At 65.9% G+C, this 16278-nt stretch carries 15 protein-coding genes; 6 read left to right on the forward strand and 9 right to left on the reverse strand.

The genetic code is table 11. The annotated features are described in order from the left end of the window. Window positions 1-70 precede the first annotated feature (70 nt). Window positions 71-433: a cupin domain-containing protein gene (locus NGM28_RS06365; protein WP_240064464.1), complete on the reverse strand. Its 363-nt coding sequence runs from the start codon at window positions 431-433 to the stop codon at window positions 71-73. Between the two features lie 343 nt (window positions 434-776). Between NGM28_RS06365 and NGM28_RS06370 the strand changes: the two genes are divergently transcribed. After that, a complete protein-coding gene (locus NGM28_RS06370; protein WP_240064463.1) occupies window positions 777-1319 on the forward strand; it encodes a heme-degrading domain-containing protein in 543 nt (180 codons plus the stop codon). A 228-nt stretch (window positions 1320-1547) separates the two neighbouring features. Beyond that, window positions 1548-2468: a glutaminase B gene (glsB, locus tag NGM28_RS06375; protein WP_240064462.1), complete on the forward strand. Its 921-nt coding sequence runs from the start codon at window positions 1548-1550 to the stop codon at window positions 2466-2468. Between the two features lie 94 nt (window positions 2469-2562). On the opposite strand, the gene NGM28_RS06380 is transcribed toward glsB, so the two are convergent. Then, a complete protein-coding gene (locus NGM28_RS06380) occupies window positions 2563-3603 on the reverse strand; it encodes an AraC family transcriptional regulator (RefSeq protein WP_252089227.1) in 1041 nt (346 codons plus the stop codon). 236 nt (window positions 3604-3839) lie between these two features. On the opposite strand from NGM28_RS06380, the gene NGM28_RS06385 reads away from it, so the two are divergent. Further along, window positions 3840-4772, forward strand: coding sequence for a SphA family protein (locus tag NGM28_RS06385; protein ID WP_252089228.1), 933 nt, complete (start codon window positions 3840-3842; stop codon window positions 4770-4772). Between the two features lie 59 nt (window positions 4773-4831). Here the strand turns inward: NGM28_RS06385 and NGM28_RS06390 are convergent, their stop codons facing one another. The 3 genes from NGM28_RS06390 to NGM28_RS06400 form a co-directional block, all read right to left on the reverse strand. Further along, entirely contained in the window at window positions 4832-6109 is a 1278-nt protein-coding gene (locus tag NGM28_RS06390; protein WP_502943830.1) for a DSD1 family PLP-dependent enzyme, read from the reverse strand. A 15-nt stretch (window positions 6110-6124) separates the two neighbouring features. After that, on the reverse strand, window positions 6125-7459 hold the full coding sequence (locus tag NGM28_RS06395; RefSeq protein WP_252089375.1) for a D-arabinono-1,4-lactone oxidase: 1335 nt from the start codon (window positions 7457-7459) through the stop codon (window positions 6125-6127). A gap of 75 nt (window positions 7460-7534) precedes the next feature. Then, entirely contained in the window at window positions 7535-7897 is a 363-nt protein-coding gene (locus tag NGM28_RS06400; protein WP_252089229.1) for a c-type cytochrome, read from the reverse strand. Window positions 7898-8245: 348 nt separating this feature from the next. On the opposite strand from NGM28_RS06400, the gene NGM28_RS06405 reads away from it, so the two are divergent. Together NGM28_RS06405 and NGM28_RS06410 are read left to right on the forward strand one after the other, a co-directional pair. Then, window positions 8246-10366, forward strand: a complete 2121-nt coding sequence (locus NGM28_RS06405) for a TonB-dependent receptor (protein WP_252089230.1) — start codon at window positions 8246-8248, stop codon at window positions 10364-10366. A 133-nt stretch (window positions 10367-10499) separates the two neighbouring features. Next, complete coding sequence (locus tag NGM28_RS06410) at window positions 10500-10751, forward strand: hypothetical protein (RefSeq protein ID WP_252089231.1); 252 nt, start codon at window positions 10500-10502, stop codon at window positions 10749-10751. 3 nt (window positions 10752-10754) lie between these two features. Here the strand turns inward: NGM28_RS06410 and NGM28_RS06415 are convergent, their stop codons facing one another. The 4 genes from NGM28_RS06415 to NGM28_RS06430 all read right to left on the reverse strand — a co-directional run bounded on the left by NGM28_RS06415 (window position 10755) and on the right by NGM28_RS06430 (window position 15249). Further along, a complete protein-coding gene (locus NGM28_RS06415; RefSeq protein WP_252089232.1) occupies window positions 10755-11783 on the reverse strand; it encodes an AbrB family transcriptional regulator in 1029 nt (342 codons plus the stop codon). Window positions 11784-11905: 122 nt separating this feature from the next. Continuing rightward, complete coding sequence (locus NGM28_RS06420) at window positions 11906-13114, reverse strand: ATP-grasp domain-containing protein (protein WP_252089233.1); 1209 nt, start codon at window positions 13112-13114, stop codon at window positions 11906-11908. 78 nt (window positions 13115-13192) lie between these two features. After that, window positions 13193-14023, reverse strand: a complete 831-nt coding sequence (locus NGM28_RS06425; RefSeq protein WP_240064454.1) for a hypothetical protein — start codon at window positions 14021-14023, stop codon at window positions 13193-13195. Window positions 14024-14073: 50 nt separating this feature from the next. After that, window positions 14074-15249, reverse strand: coding sequence for an MFS transporter (locus tag NGM28_RS06430; RefSeq protein WP_252089234.1), 1176 nt, complete (start codon window positions 15247-15249; stop codon window positions 14074-14076). 92 nt (window positions 15250-15341) lie between these two features. Here NGM28_RS06430 and NGM28_RS06435 point away from each other — a divergent pair, with 92 nt between their 5' ends. Next, on the forward strand, window positions 15342-16241 hold the full coding sequence (locus NGM28_RS06435; RefSeq protein WP_252089236.1) for a LysR family transcriptional regulator: 900 nt from the start codon (window positions 15342-15344) through the stop codon (window positions 16239-16241). Window positions 16242-16278 lie beyond the last annotated feature (37 nt).

A 16278-nucleotide genomic window follows, 5' to 3' on the forward strand; every position in this document is an offset into this window, starting at 1 on the left:
AGCCCCAAATGCCGCCATGCACCCTCCATGGCGGTATTCTCGTGCAAGCCTGTAGGGGCTGAGTGCACCGTCAGCCCAGCCTGACGATATCCACCGAGATTTCCACCGCCTCCACCGTGCCGCGGTTCTCCAGCCAGTGCAGGGTATCGTGGTCCTCAGGCCAACCCACGCCCGGCCCGTAGTCGGTGGCGACGCCTTTGCGGTGGTCGGTGATGATGCCGCGCAGGATGTACACGGTGCCGGGGCGGTCGACATGGTCGTGCAAAGGCCCGAACACCGCGCCGGGTGCGAGCGTGACCTTGCGCATGCGCAACTGGCGCCCGGCCATGCCTTCGATCTCGGGCCCCAGGTCGACCGTTGCCAACAGTTCCACCGTGACGCCTTGGGTTGGGGGTGCCGCTTGCTCGTTCATTGCCGTGTCGACCTTGCTCATCGATGAAAAACACCTGGGCCGTTTTATAAAGTGAAGCGCCGCACGCGCATGCCAGCGAATGCGCAATCGTTTGTGCGCAGGGCAGGCGACGAAAGGTCGGGGGTGGGATTCATACCATTTGTCTGGGAAATAACGCCGAGCCCGCTCTAGCACAAGGCTGCCGCCCCGGTATGGGATGGACTTGAAGCCTTGGCTCCGCTGGCAGCCCCGAAGACATGGCGGAATGCTGCTACGCTTCTGACAACATGAAAAAGGTTTCATTTGACAGCAGTAGCGCAAGGCACGGTCGCCCAGGCGCACCTCGCATGGAGGCTTCATCAGCCCCGACAGGAAGGAGCTTCACATGGCACTGGCCGAAGATCTGGCGCTGCTGGTCCGCCAGGAAGAGGTGCTTCAGTTCAAGCACTTCGACGAAGACGTGGCCTGGCAACTGGGCGCCCTCCTGCAACGGCGGGCCGAGGCCGAAGGCTGGCTGGTGGTGATCGACATCCGGCGCTTCGAGCGCCCGTTGTTCCTCGCCGCCAGGCCCGGGGTGACACCGCACAATCATGACTGGATCCGGCGCAAGTGCAACACGGTGCAGCGCTTCCTGTGCAGTTCCTACCGGATCGGTCACCAACTGGCCATCGACCAGAAGGATATCGCCCAACGCTACAACCTGTCGCCTGTGGACTACGCAAGCGCCGGCGGGGGTTTCCCGATCACGGTCAAAGGCGCGGGGGTGATCGGCAGCGTGGCGGTTTCCGGCCTGCCGGAGCGCCAGGACCACCAGGCCATCATCGATGCGCTGTGCACGCTGCTCGGGCATGACCGCGCGGCCTTGTCGCTGGCGCCCACCGGCAAGTTCGCCAACACCAAGGGCAAGGTGGTCGCCGTCAGCGGCTGACCTCACAACCTCCCTGCCGTGTAGGAGCGGCTTCAGCCGCGATGCGGGCTGCGCAGTACCTGGCACCCGCTGCGCGGGTGATCGCGGCTGAAGCCGCTCCTACAGAGGTCGTCTCTGGTTCACGATCCTTCATTCTTTCACCACCACCTTTCGGCTACCCTGTGTCGCGGTCGCGGCGGCGTTCGTCCGACTGGCAAGCGATCCGCCTTCCACCCACGCCAGGCCCCCATGCACGCATTACTGCAAGAGATCCTCGACCACGTCCGCCCCCTGCTCGCCCAGGGCCAGGTGGCGCAATACATCCCCGCCCTCGCCCAGGTGGCCCCCAACCAGTTGGGCATCGCCGTGCAGAGCCTGGATGGCCAGTTGCACTGCGCCGGAGACGCGCACACGCCGTTCTCGATCCAGAGCATCTCCAAGGTGTTCAGCCTGGTGCAGGCGATCAACCACAGTGGCGAGGACATCTGGTCGCGGCTGGGCTACGAACCATCCGGGCAGGCCTTCAACTCGCTGGTGCAGCTGGAGGTGGAGAAGGGTCGCCCGCGCAACCCGTTCATCAATGCCGGCGCCCTGGTGATCTGCGACATCAACCAGTCGCGCTACGCCACCCCGACCCTGTCGATGCGCGACTTCGTCCGCCGCCTGTCCGCCAACCCGCGCATCGTCAGCGACGCGGTGGTGGCCGAGTCCGAATACCAGCACCGGGCGCGCAATGCCGCCATGGCCTACCTGATGCAGGCCTTCGGCAACTTCCACAACGATGTCGACGCGGTGCTGCGCAGCTACTTCCACCATTGCGCGCTGTCAATGAGCTGCGCCGACGTGGCCCGTGGCTTCGCCTTCCTGGCCAACGGTGGCCACTGTCCGCACAGTGGCGAGCAAGTACTGAGCCGACGCCAGGCGCAGCAGGTGAACGCGATCATGGCCACCAGCGGGTTGTACGACGAAGCCGGCAACTTCGCCTACCGCGTGGGCCTGCCGGGCAAGAGCGGCGTGGGCGGCGGCATCGTCGCGGTGGTGCCGGGGCGCTACAGCATCTGCGTGTGGTCGCCAGCGCTGAACGCCTCGGGCAACTCGCTGGCCGGGTTGCGGGCGCTGGAGCTGCTGAGCGAGCGCATGACCGGCTCGGTGTTCTCGGCAGTCTCCTGAACGCAGGTTGCTTTCGTAGGAGCCGGCTTGCCGGCGAACACCGGCAGAGCCGGTGCCAGGCACCGCGGTGCCCCCTTCGCCGGCAAGCCGGCTCCTACATGCCCCCCTGTGCGTGATCCCGCCACGCTGATGGGCTCAACCCGGTCCAGCGCTTGAACGCCCGGCGAAACCCGCGCACGTCGCTGTAGCCCAACACCTCGGCGACGCGCTCGATGGGCATCCGCGGGTTGCCCAGCAAGCTGGTGGCCCGGGCCTGCCTTGCTTGTTCCTGCAACGCGTCGAAAGTGATGCCGTGCTCGACCAGATGCCGGCGCAAGGTGCGGCTGCTCATGTTCAAGTCGCTGGCGACCTTGTCGATGCGACACCCCGCCTGCAGGTCGCGGGCAATGGCACGTTCCACAGCCTGCAGCAGGCTCGCCTTCTCCTGCACCGGGGCACATTCGAGCTCCAGCAGCTTGAGCGCCTGGCGCAAGGCGACGGGCTGGTGCCCCGGCAGCGGCTGCTCCAGCCAGTGGCTGGCGATCACCATGCGGTTGTGCAGGCAACCGAAGGCGACATTGGGCCCCAGCAGGCGCGTGTACGTCTCCAGGTAACGCGGTGCGCCATGGGTGAACTCGAAACGCAGCGGCTGGAACTCGCCACCGAGCAAGGCACGGCCATAGACCATCAGGCTGGCGAGAAACTCTTCCACCGCGAACACCTGGATGTCGGCGGCGGGCAACCGGCACTCGACCTGGATGACCGACTCCGTAGCGCCCTCCTCCAGGCTGTAGACCGCCATGCCACCGCTGGTGTGCTGGTAGCGCACGCCGATCTCGAAGGCGTCACGCAGGGTCTTGCACAGCGACAGCACATGGCCGAGCAGGCCGAGGGTACCCAACACGTTGCGATGGCCGACCCACAGGCCCAACCCCTGCTCCGGCAAGGCTTCGAGCGCACGCTGGATCAGCGTCACCGCCTGGCGGCAAGCGATGCGCTGGGCGGGATCCTGCAACTCTTGCGGCGTGAATCCAAGCCCGCGGCACAGGCGCTCGCTGCTGACACCCCGGTCACTGGCGACCTGGGTCAAGGTCTGCAGCATGAAGGGTGAAGCCAGGGCGAGATCGAGTTGCGGGTCGAGGGTGGTACTGGGCATGGCAGGCGGCTCCCGGGCCACGGCGTCTGGATTGTTGTTCTGCGGGCCGCGCGCGTGGTGCCGCCATCATATCGCGCCGTCGAAGGCCCTCGGGATGAGAGTAACAAAATATTGCAGCATGTCCGCCAAAGCCCCCTCGCCTGTCCGGCATTGCCCTGCGCCCTCGGCTCGCGAGCGCTTATTTGTATGGGGCGGCACACCGCCGCGCACCCATAACAACAAGAACGAGCCCAACCATGAACCCGACCCGCCTCACCTGCGCCTGCACCCTGGCGTCGCTGCTCGCACTCCCGGCCCACGCCACCGAAAACGGCGTGGACAACATCGGCCCCGGCACCGACGGCTTCTTCGTCCTGCCGCTGGGCGTCGACCAACTGCCGGACCATATGTTCGCCTTCAACCTCTACTACAACCACTACCAGGCGCGGAAGCTGGACATCAGCTCCCTCGGCGGCAAGGTGCCCCAGGTGAAGATCACCTCCGACGCGATCATCCCGCGGCTGGACTACCTCAGCACGCTGCGTGTGTTCGGCGGGCGCCTCGGCGGCTATGTGGCGCAGCCCTACATGCGCCAGCAGGTGGCGATGTTCGGCCAGCACAGCCGCCGCGAGAGCCAGGGCGACGTCACCCTCGCGCCGATCATCCTCTGGGACCTGGGCCCGGACCTCACCCTCGCCACGGCCCTGGAGATCACCCTGCCCACCGGTGACTACGACGCCGCGCGCATGGCCAACACCAGCAACAACTTCTACACCTACAAGCCATTGGTGTCGGCGACCTGGCTGCCCAGCGAGCGCACGGAACTCTCGGTCAAGGCCACCTACAGCTTCAACAAGGAGAACCCCGATACCGACTACCGCTCCGGGCAGTTGTTCCACTTCGACTACTCGGCCAGCTACCGGGTGACCGACAACCTGCGCCTGGGGGTGAACGGCTATTACCTGAAGCAGACCACCGACGACAAGCAGTTCGGCCGGACCGTGAGCTTCATGGGCGAGGACGTGGACGATGGCGTGCGCGGCCAGGTGTTCGCCATCGGCCCCGCCGTGCATTACACCTTTCTCAAGTACGCCAGCATCGAGGCGCGTTGGGCCAAGGAGTTCGCCGTGGAGAACCGCCCGGAGGGCGAGATGCTGTGGGTCAAGCTGAACCTGCCCTTCAGCCTGTGAGGACGCGGTTCGCCGGCAAGCCGGCTCCTGCACACGGGAGCCGGCTTGCTGGCGATCCGCTAGGTGTAGACCGGCCAGCGCTCGACGATGCGCCCGCCGCGTACCGCCAGCAGGTCACCGAACTGCAGCAGTATCGCCTCGGACTGGGTCGGCCGCAGGAACACCTGGTCGTCGACCTTCAGCCCCACCGCCGATGAGCCATTGACCATCTCCTGGTTGGAACTGCGCCCGAACACGCCGTTGAAGCGCAACCCGCCCGGCGACACCGGCTCGGCCAGCCAGTTGCCGCCGTAGATGAAGAACGTCTCGCGCAGGTTCGGGTCCCACCCGCTCAGTAGCTTCGACTTGCCATCCAGCGCCGGGATTTCCACCGCGCCCGTGCGCTTGAGCACCGGCGTGGCGATGTAGGCGGCGGGCTGATGATCCGCCAGTGACGGCAGGTCGAAATGGCTCGGCTTGAGCAGCGCCGAGCCCACCGACACCTCGCTGCTGGTGCGTTCGCGCTCGTGTATCCGGTAACTCGGGCTGCCAGCGGTGTTCAGGGTCAGGTCCGCCTGCCACAGCGCGGGGTAGCGCGTGCGGGCGTAATCGACGAAACCGTCGTACAGCGCCATGACCTTGGCGAACAGTTCGTCCGGCGAGCCGAGGATCCCGGGCAGGTCCATGCCGACAAAGGGGTCGTAGCCCATGAAGCCGGCAAAGGTCAGGTGCCGGGGGTTGGCGGCAATCAGCGCGAGCATCTGCTCAAGGCCGGCATGATCCTTCACGCCCCCACGGTGCAGGCCGACATCCAGTTCGATGTTGATCCGCAACCGGGTCCCCAAGCCTTGCGCCAGCGCCAGGTATTGCCCCAGGCGTTCAGGCGTGTCCAGCAACCACTGCAACTGCCTGGCCGGATCGAACGGCCCTCGGTGCTGTTCGTAGAACAGTTGCGCCGAACGCACTGGCAAGGGTTTGCCGAGCAGGATATCGGCCTCGGGAAAACGCACCGCATCGTGATTGAGAAAGGGTTGGTGAAACGCCATCAGCCGCCGTGTGTCGGCGCGCTGGCCGATGTACTCGAGCATCTGTGGTGCCGGCAATGACTTCTCCACCAGGCGCAGGTGCTTGCCGGCGCGGTGCACCGACTGGGTCACCACGTCGATGTTGTGGTCCAGCCGGTCGAGGTCGATCAGCATCACCGGGCGCATGGGCCCGTGCTCGCGCAGTTCGCGTTCGAGCCGGGCGAAGTAGTCGTTGTGCGGGGCTCCCTGGGCGCTCGGCCGCAGCCAGGCGCCGGCACCCGCCAGCAACACGCCGGCCCCCGCCGCGCCCGCCAGAAACTTGCGTCTGTTCATGACACCTCCTTGTGTTCAGGCCACGCCCAGGATCGAGGCCAGGTGCGCGTTGAGGAACTTGCCCTGCGGGTCCAGCGCCTGGCGCACCTCGGTGAAGGCCTTCCAGCGCGGATACAGCGGTTGCAGGGTGCGCGCATTGAGCGTGTGCAGCTTGCCCCAGTGCGGCCGACCGGCGTACTTCCAGAAGATCGGCTCGATGGCGGCGAAGAAGTTGTGGTGGTCCATGCTGTAGTGCTGGTGCACGGAGATCGAACAGCTGTCGCGCCCTTCGAACATGCTCAGCGGGATGTCGTCGGCCTTCACGTAGCGGTACTCGATGGGGAACCAGGTGCGCAGGTCGCGCTCGCGGATCAGCGCAAGGATTTCCCGCAGGCAGGCCGGGCCGTGCTCGGCGGGCACGGAGTACTCCATCTCGTTGAAGCGCACAGTGCGCACATTGGCGAAGATCTCATGGGAATCACCGACCCGCTCGTCGAAGCTGGCGATGTGGCGCAGGCTGTTGAGCAGCGCCCGGCGCGCGGCGGGAAAGTCGCTGCCGTACTTGTCGAGTTTCTCGATCAGGGTGACGAATTCGTTGCCGCCCTCCTTGGCCGGATCCTGCGCGGGGGTGGCCGGATCGCTGGTTTCATTGAGGGCAACGGCCAACGCGTAATCGGAATGGGTGATCACCAGCATTTCCCAGTGCTGGTTCTCGCGGGTGTGCATGTGCACGTCCTCCAGCAACTCCTCGGTGCGGGCGATCCATTGACGCTCGCGCAGGCGGAAGGCCTCACGGTTCTGCAGGCGCACCTTGGTCGCCACGCCAAGGGCGCCCAGGGACACCCGCGCGGCGTCGAACACTTCCGGATGCCGCTGGCTGTCGCAGTCGAGCACTTCCCCGGTCGCCGTGACCAGTTGCAGGCCGGTGACCCGCGAAGCATACGAGCCGAACCCGACGCCGGTGCCATGGGTCGAGGTGGCGAGCGCGCCGGCCAGGGTCTGGTAGTCGATATCGGCCATGTTCGGCAGCGCCTGGCCGACCGCCTTGAGCGCCGCGCCCATCGACGACATGGGCGTGCCGGCGGCGAACTCGGCCTGCAGGGTGGCGGGGTCATGCCCCAGCAAGCCATTGAAATAGCTGAGCGAAACCAGCGTGCCGTCGGTGGGCACCAGGCCACTGAAGGAGTGCCCCGAGCCGACCGGGCGCACCTTGCCAGGGGCATCGCGCAGCACCTGCGCCAGTTCGTCCAGGCTCTGCGGCGCCAAGCGCGCCAAGGGCAGGCAGCTCTGCCCGCCCGACCAGTTGCGCCATGGGATCAGGCGCGGCGCGCGCAGCATCTGCGCCAGCACCGGGTTACCGGAAAGCGCCATGAAGGCGCAGGCCGCAGTGGCCTGTTGCAGCCAGCGGCGTCGGGAAAGTTGAATCGCCATGGGAACCCCTTGTGCTCAGTGGACGGACTGGCCGGACATGAAACCGATCAGGGCCAGGAACTGCGCCTCGGAACACTGCATGCACAAGCCCATGGGCGGCATGCCCTTGTAGCCGTTGATGCTGTGGTCCAGCAGGCTGTCCACGCCCTGCGCGAGCCGGGGTGACCAGGCCGCCGCATCACCCGCCAATGGCGCACCGGAGGCCGGGTTGGCGTGGCAGGTCTTGCAGGTGTTGGCGTAGAGCGTGGCCAGGGCCGGGTCGGCGGGCGTCATTGCGCCAGCCGGCACGACGGGTTCCGGCTCGTCCCGGCAGCCGCCGAGCAGCAAGGCGAAGGTGGTCAGCGCGGCGGCTGACAGCAGTGACGTGGATGACGGCATGGTGCTCCCCTGTTCCACCGTGCCGGGGCACGGCGATTTCTTGTTGTAGGTGGGGGTAACGGTAAGGCGGGGGGGATGCGCTGCTCAGGGCAATGGCGGCCAACAAGGGGGCCGCCATCGGACAAGGCGCCGACCCTGTCGGCGAGTGGGCACGGCTGGCAAGGCCATGGATATCGCAGGGCATGCCGGACGGCCGAGGATGCGCTGCAGCCGCCGCACCTTGATACGCTCAAATGAATATCTTGATAATAATGAAAATATTTTTCTGAATATTTCACCTTTACACTTGCTTTACATTTGCGAATCACTACCATTTGCGACCTCACAACAACAAATGAGTCGCATTCAATGGCAAGAAAGTCCGTCGCCCCGGTGTCCCTGTCGATGCTGGGCCTGTTGGTCACCCCTGCCCTGCACGCTGAAAGCAAGGACCCGCTCGCCCTGCCGGCGACCTCGGTGACCAGCGCCTACGAGCAGCAGAGCTACAAGGCCAGCGAGAGCAAGAGCGCGCTGAAGATCGACGCGCCGCTGCGCGACATCCCGCAGACCGTCAACGTGGTACCCGAGAGCGTGATCAAGGACCAGGGCGCCCAGTCCATGGAGGACGTGCTCAAGAACGTGCCCGGCGTCGGCCTGTCCAACGGCGACGGCCAGCGCGACCAGGTGACCATCCGCGGCTTCAGCGCCATTGGCGACATGTACATCGACGGCGTGCGCGACGACGCCCTGTACTTCCGCGACCTGTCCAACATCGAGCGGGTCGAGGTGATCAAGGGCCCCGCCGCCGTACTTTATGGTCGCGGCTCCTCCGGTGGCCTGATCAATAGCATCAGCAAGAAACCCGGCTTCGCGCCCAAGCAGGAAGTGGGCATGACCCTCGACACCGAGGGCAAACGCCGCACCCAGTTCGACAGCGGCTGGGCCGACCCGCAGGGCAACCAGGCCTACCGCATCACCGGTGCCTACGAGGACAGCGACACCTTCCGCGACGACGGCTACATCGACCGCAAGGCCATCGCGCCATCGGCCTACTTCAAGCTCTCCGACGACCTGGAACTGAACCTGGGCGCCACCTACCTGTACGACAAGCGCCTGATCGACTTCGGCATCCCGGCCCTGGGCAACCGCCCGGTGGACGTTGACCGCGGCAAGCGCTTCGGCTCGGGCAATGCCTCCCAGGACTATGCGCGCAGCGAGGTGTTCTCGTTCACCGCCAGCCTCGACTACCGGATCAACGACGATTTCACCCTGACCAACACCAGCCGCTACTACCGCTACGACCTGGACCGCAACAACACCCTGGCCGACAGCAGCCCGACCCGCTTCGTCACCGCCCCCAATGGCGAGCTACTGGTCAAGCTCAACCGCGGCAACGTGGCCCGCGACGAGTCCGGCGTGTTCAACCAGACCGAGCTCAAGCAGCAGGCGCAGCTGGCCGGCATGCAGCACAACCTGCTGTATGGCGTGGAGGTCGGTTTCCAGGACAAGTACCAGCGTGTCTACAGCCAGAACAACGTGGCCCGTGTGCCGGTGTTCCGCGATGCGCTGGTGGCGGTGCCAGACCATGCCTCCAGCTTGTCGTCCGATGGCAGCAACTACCAGCAGACCACGGGCTTCTACGTGCAGGACCTGATCGAGCTGACCTCGCAGTGGAAGGCGCTGCTGGGCGTGCGCTACGACATCTTCGGCCAGGAATACAACGACGCCCGGGTGCAGAACGTCGACCTCGACCGCACCGACAAGACCTGGAGCCCGCGTGCCGGCCTGGTGTTCCAGCCCGACCAGATCCAGTCCTACTACGTGTCGGTCAGCCGCAGCTACCAGCCTTCGGGTGAAGTGTTCGCGGTCTCGCCGACCAATGCCGGGCTGGAACCGGAAGAGACCACCAACTACGAGGTGGGGGCCAAGTGGGACCTGCTCGACAGCCGCCTGTCGCTGACCGCGGCGGTATTCCGCCTCGAGCGCACCAACATGAAGACCGCCGACCCGAGCAACCCCAACCTGACCATCCTGGCGGGCGAGCAGCGCACCGACGGTTTCGAGGCCACCCTCAGCGGCCAGTTGAGCGACAAGTGGCAGGTCTACGCCGGCTACGCCTACCTGGACGCCGAGATCACCAAGTCCAACAGCAAGACCAACGGTGTCGCCAACGAAGGCCAGGTGCCCACCCTGACACCGCGCAACAGCGCCAACGTGTGGCTGGTGCGCACCCTCACCCCGCACTGGCGCGTCGCCGCGGGCGCCAACTATGTCGACGACCGCTACACGGCGCTGGACAACAACGTGGTGATGCCCGCCTACACCACCTTCGACGCCGCGCTGCTGTACAACGAGCAGCACTGGGACATGGCCCTGCGCCTGAAGAACACCTTCGACCGCGACTACTACGCCTCGGCCCACGGCTCGGTGGACCTGGTCACCCCTGGCGCGCCACGTACCCTCGAAGCGAGCGTGAACTACAGGTTCTGACCCTCCCTCGCCACGCGGGATAGCCAGGCTCGATAGTCACTATCGAGCCTGGCAATTTCTCTTCGTCGGGCGCGCCCCATACCCTTGTTCCATCGATTCGGCACCGCGAATCCCCGGAACCTGGAACCGCCCGATGAACGCCTTCTCCCGTCGTCTGTCCACTGCCCTCTTCGTGCTCGGCCTGGCCATGCTCGGCGGTTGTGCCAACCACCCGGAACTGCGCCCCTATACCGCCGAGGAGACCCGGCAGCTGCAATTGGAAGCCCTGCAACGCCAGGGCCTTTCCCAAGCCGAATACGAACAACGCCGACTGGCCATCCTGCGTGCCGATCAAGCGGAGCGCGTCAGCCAGACCGCCGGAGCACATCCGTCGATTCGCGGCTGATGGTCAGCGGCTCGGCTGCTCACGCAGCAATCGTCTGGGCAGTACAGCCGGCGCCACGTGGATGAGCGTCATCCGCAGCACATGATTGAGCATCACGAACGCCGGATCGAGTTTCAGCAGCAATGCCGCCGCCGTCATCACTTCCACCCCGCCCGGCACCCAGGACATGAACAGGGCGAGGAACGGCCTGCCCGTCAACCCGCTGGCCGCCAGGGCCACCAGCACGGTACAGCAGAGCGTCAGGGTGGTGACCACAAGACCCGCGCGCACATGACGCAGCACATCGCGCAAGGTGATATCGCGCAGGCGGATGCCGATCAGTCCTCCCAACAGAATGAGCGCGGTGGTCGCCACGGGGGCCGGCACCTGCAGGCTTGCCCCGGGATAACCGATGTTCACTGCTGCAGCGCACATCAGGCCGGTGAGCATGTAGGGCGCGGGTATATCCAGGCGCTCCAGCAGATACCCGGCGATCACGGCCATCAGCGCAGGTGGAAAGAGCCGCAGGTAGTCGTCCAGGTTGCCGTTGCTCGCTGCTGGCCCACTCCCCTGCCCGCCAGCGATCAGCGTGACCACCAGCAACAGGGCAAGCAGCCTGACGATATGCACGAAGGCGATACGCCCGGAGGACGACCCTTGCGCCCCAGACACCGTCATGACCGCGGCCATCGCCCCCGGCATGGCGCCCAGCAGGCTCTCAAGGTGGCTCCAGCGCTCGCGACGGCGCAACCAGCTGTAACCCACCAGGATCTGCAGGCCCATGCACACCAGCAACCCGGCCAGGATGCTGAAATCGGTCAGCTCGCCCAGCATTGATGCCGTCACCGTCGAGCCGACGCTGAGGCCGAGCAGCAACTGCACCGTGGCCACGAACGGCAACGGCATGCGCATGTTCAGGCCCAGCTTGCCGGCCAGCGTGACGGTGCAGACCGCGCCGATCAGCGCGCCCAGTGGCAGGCCGCTCAGGTAGCCAGCCCAGGCGCCCAGGGCGGCAATGGGGAGGGGTATCAGGCATTGCAATAGTGGATTCATCGTCACTGTACCGGCCCATTCACTGTAGGAGCGGCTTCAGCCGCGATCACCCGCGAAGCGGGTGGCCAGGCACCGCGTTGCCTGCATCGCGGCTGAAGCCGCTCCTACAGGCGAACAGGGCTTCACCGATTCATCGACCCGCAGTGCTGGTCGAACCAGTGCCCGACCTGTTCCAGCCTGGCCCGCAGGATGCCCTCGTCCGGCCCGCTGACGGTGGCACTGAACACCTCGTCCTCCCCTGAACAGATCATCCGCCGAGCCGGAACACGCCAGGCCAGCACACCCTCCAGCGGGCACTCGCCCGGCACCTCTGGCAGCAGGCCCACACGCGACGCAATGCTCAAATGACCGACCCGCAACCGTGGCGTGGGCACAGCTTGCGGGCGATAGGCCGCATCACGCAGCGCACGCAGGTACGTCATGCGCAGGTCCAGGCCCCAGGCCTGCTCCAGCTCGAGGTGGGTGAATGCATCGCCCTGGTGCATCGCGATCTGGCACAGGGCGATTTCACCGTCCTCGGTCACCCGCACCTCCAACTGGAACAGCAGGGTCGGTTCGGAGGGCAGCACCTCCTCGACCAGCGCCCGCGCATAGCGCAGCAGCTCATCGCGCACCGGGTTGCCGGCATCGAGCATGTACAGGCTGCACGGCTTGCCGGCGCGACAGTCCCGCGAGGTAGCGATCACCCGGGCCGGTGACAGCAGGATCGGGCGCCCCTCGATGTACAGGCCGTCGACCAGGTAGTGATCGCCACGCACATGGCTCTCGATCATCAGGTTGTGAAAGGTGCTGGCGGTTCGCTGCGACAGCCAATGGCGCAGCCCGGCCATGTCCTCAATCACCTCGACGCCGATCCAGCCGCGACCATGGCGTGGCTTGATCACCACCGGAAAACCGAACTGCTCGCTGAAGCGCAGCGCTTCGGTGGCATTGGCCAGCGGCGCCATGTCGGCGACGGCCAGCCCGCAGTTCCTGGCGCGCTGCTTCATGAAGAACGTGTCGCGATAGAACATGGCGCGCCCCTCGGCGCCCATGCTGACACCGAGGCGGTCGTTGATCCGCGCCACGCGCAGCACATCAGCCTCGTCCAGGGCCACGCACAACGGAGCTTCGAGTTCCCACACCAGTGCGCAGACATCCACCTCGACCAGGGGGTTGTCCTGGTAATGCTCGAACAACCGGTACTCGACCTTGCCACCCAGGTGCGCAGCGATTTCCTCGGCCTGGGTGTCGCTGCTCACCAGCATGCCACCTGGGCCAATAGCGCTGGCCCAGTTCGCGGCGCTGTGCTGGAAGATGACGTTGGGTGGGCAGAAAACGATGAGTTGCATGCGCTGTTCCTTGCACGCTCGAGTGTCGGACAGGCCCCTGCCATGCCCGGGCGGGCATGACAGGCGGCAACAGCGGTATCAGCCCAGGCTCGCCGCGCAATCGCGCATGACCTCGGCCTTGCGTTGCAGGTACTGGGCGAAGATCGCCTGGGCGGCGGTCTGGTCGACCTCGATACCCATGGCCTTGACGAAGCCTTCGACAGCCTCGACCGCATGGGCGAAGTGGTTGCTCTCGGTGCCGCCGGTGTGCACGGTGACCCAGGCGACGGTCTTGCGCACGCTGTCCGCCGGCACCCCCATGTCGCGCTCGAACCACTGCTTGAACAGCGGGTGGATGAACTCCACCTCACCGTGGGTGTACACCTCGTGCACCAGGGTGGTCAGCAAGCCCTGCAGCAGGTCGCGATCGCGCAGGCGGCGAGCGTCGGTCCAATCCTTGAAAGCCTGCGCCGATGGCAGGCAGTTCTCCTTGAGCAACCACTGGTCATCGCCGCAGATGGGCGTGGCCATGTTGTAGAACAGGTCGCTGTGCAGGGTATTGCCCAGGGCACCCAGGTCTTCGTCGGTGATTCGCTGCAGGCTGCCGCAGACCTGGTAGATCTGCTGCGCCGCCGCGCTGCCCTGCTCCGAGCGGGCCAGCAGGGTCAGGCGGTTGGCCAGGCCCGAGACGCTGGCCGCCGAGTTGTTGGTCTTCGACCAGCTGGCGAAGAACCGACGCAGCTGCGCGGCACCATGGCGGCGAGCGGTCAGGGTGCGGAATGCCTCTTCGATCTCCACCAGCGCCGCTTCCTGGTTGCCGAACTCGGCCAGCAACGCCTGCTTCAGCACGCCCGGCGCCATCTGCTGCAGCACCGGTTCAATCACACTCAGCAACTGGCTGTGGGTCGTCGGCACGTTACTTACGGTCATCTCGCTGTTTTCCTTGTTGGATGATGAATCGAGCGCTAAAGAAAGAGGGCTCATTGCAATTGCCGGTGGGAACGACCGGGGGCTGGCGCGGATCGCCAGTTGCCCCGGGCAATCAGCAACGGCATCAGTTGGAACATCACGATCAATGCGATACAGCCCGGCCAGCCCCACTGCTCCCACAGCGCGCCAGGGACGAAGGCGCCAAAGCTGCCGCCCAGGTAGTAGCAGGCCAGGTACAGCCCCACCGCGGCGGCCTTGTGCTGCCTGGCATTGGCGGTAATGAAGGCATTGGCGGCCGCCTGGGCCAGAAACACGCCGGTCGAGCTGAGTGCCAGGCCGATCACGATCAGCCACAGCGAGGGCGACAGGGCCAGGGCCGAGCCGGTGATACCCAGGCAGCCCGCGACCCGTATCAGGTCACCTTGGGGCCGCGCCTTGGTCAGCCGTCCGGCCACCGGCACCACCACCAGGGCCAGCAGGAACACCGCATAGATCGAGCCGAGCGCCGCGGTGCCCAGGTTGAACGGTGCCTGGCCCAGGTGCAGGCCAACGTAGGTGAAGGTCGCGACCTGGGCGAACAGCACGCAGAAGCCGACCGCATAGGCACCCAGCAGCGGCTTGCCGAACAGCTCGCCACGCGGGGCTCGCTGTTGATACGCCGCCGTGGGAGCAGCGCGCGGCAACAGCACGGCGATTGCCACGCCGATGGCCAGGCTCAGGCCACCCAACACGCTCAGGGCCATGCGCCAATCGTAGAATTCGGTGACCAGCCCGGTCAGGAAACGCCCACAGAAACCACCGAGCACCGTGCCTGCCACATAGATACTCGTTACCTCGGTCACCGCGCTCCCCTCCCAGTGCACACCGATATAGGCAACGCTGGTGGCGAACACCACGGGAATGAACAGGCCCTGTACCCCGCGCCAGAGCAGGAACTCGCCAAAACTCCCCGCCCAGGCCGCCAGCACGGCAGGCAACGCGAGCAGCAGCGCGGCCCCGGCAATCACCCGGTGTTGTGCGCGGCGGGCGGTCAGCCAACCGACGAAGGGCGCAGTGATGGCCACGGCGAGGATGGTGGCGGTGATGCTCCAGCTGGCCTGGTGCAGCGTGATCGGGAAGGTGCCCGACAACTCACCCAGCAGCCCTTGGGTCGCATAGAGGTTGAGAAACGCGGCGCATCCTGCAAGAAACAACGCGATTCGAGGGAATTTCGCAGGAAAACCCATGACAGCACTCGTGAAAATTTGCAGGTTTTATAAGATAGGGGACCGTTTGGATCCAATACCGAATTCCGACCGATTGATACTCAAGGACGAAGATGATCGACCTCCGCCGCCTGCGCTATTTCCTGGCTGTCGCCGACGAGCTGCACTTTGGCCGCGCCGCTTCGCGCCTGCACATCGCCCAACCGCCGCTGACCCGGCAGATCTCGGCGCTGGAGGCGGAGCTGGGTTTCCGCCTGTTCGACCGCAGTACCCGCAATGTCACCCTCACCTCCGAAGGCCTGCATTTCCTGCCGTATGCGCGGGCAGTGCTGGAGCAGGTCGACCTGACGGCCGCCATCACCGGCAAGCTGGCGGCGGGCTCGGCGGGCCATCTGGCCGTCGGCTATGCCAGCTCCATCGCCCTGTCGGATGTGTTCAGCCACACCATCCAGGCGTTCTGCTCGGCCTATCCGGATGTGCAACTGACTGTCGAGGAAGGCGCCTCGAGCACCCAGTGGTCGCAGATCGTCGAGGGCCGCCTGGACATCGGCATGAGCCGCATGCAACCGCCGGGCGATGACACACAGGTGCAGGCCATCTGCCTGGGCAACGAGCCGCTGGTGGCGGCGATCGCCAGCGACAGCCCCCTCGCCCGCCAATCTCAGGTGACCCTGGCCGAGCTGAGCGCCTATCCGCTGATTGCGTTTCCGACCGATTATGGTTCGGGGCTGAACGAGATCATCCAGACCCTGTACCGGCGCAACGGGCTGACGCCGCGGCCAGCGCCGACCGGCAAGCAGATCACCTCGATCATCGCCCTGGTCGCCGCTGGCCGGGGTGTGGCGGTGGTGCCGCAGTGCACGCGCACATTGGTACGCAGTGGCGTGACCTACCTGCCGCTGGACGAGCCCGGCGCCACGGTGCCGCTGCTGGTGCTGACCCGCAGGCATGAACGCAGCCCGCTGGTGCGGGCATTCGTGGAGGTCATCGAGCGGACGTTGCGGGAGAAGTGAAAAGGGCTTGCGGCGCCCATGAGGACAAGCGCCGCCT

The sequence above is a fragment of the Pseudomonas sp. MWU13-3659 genome, from assembly GCF_023757525.1.
Taxonomy (GTDB): Bacteria; Pseudomonadota; Gammaproteobacteria; order Pseudomonadales; family Pseudomonadaceae; genus Aquipseudomonas; species Aquipseudomonas entomophila_E.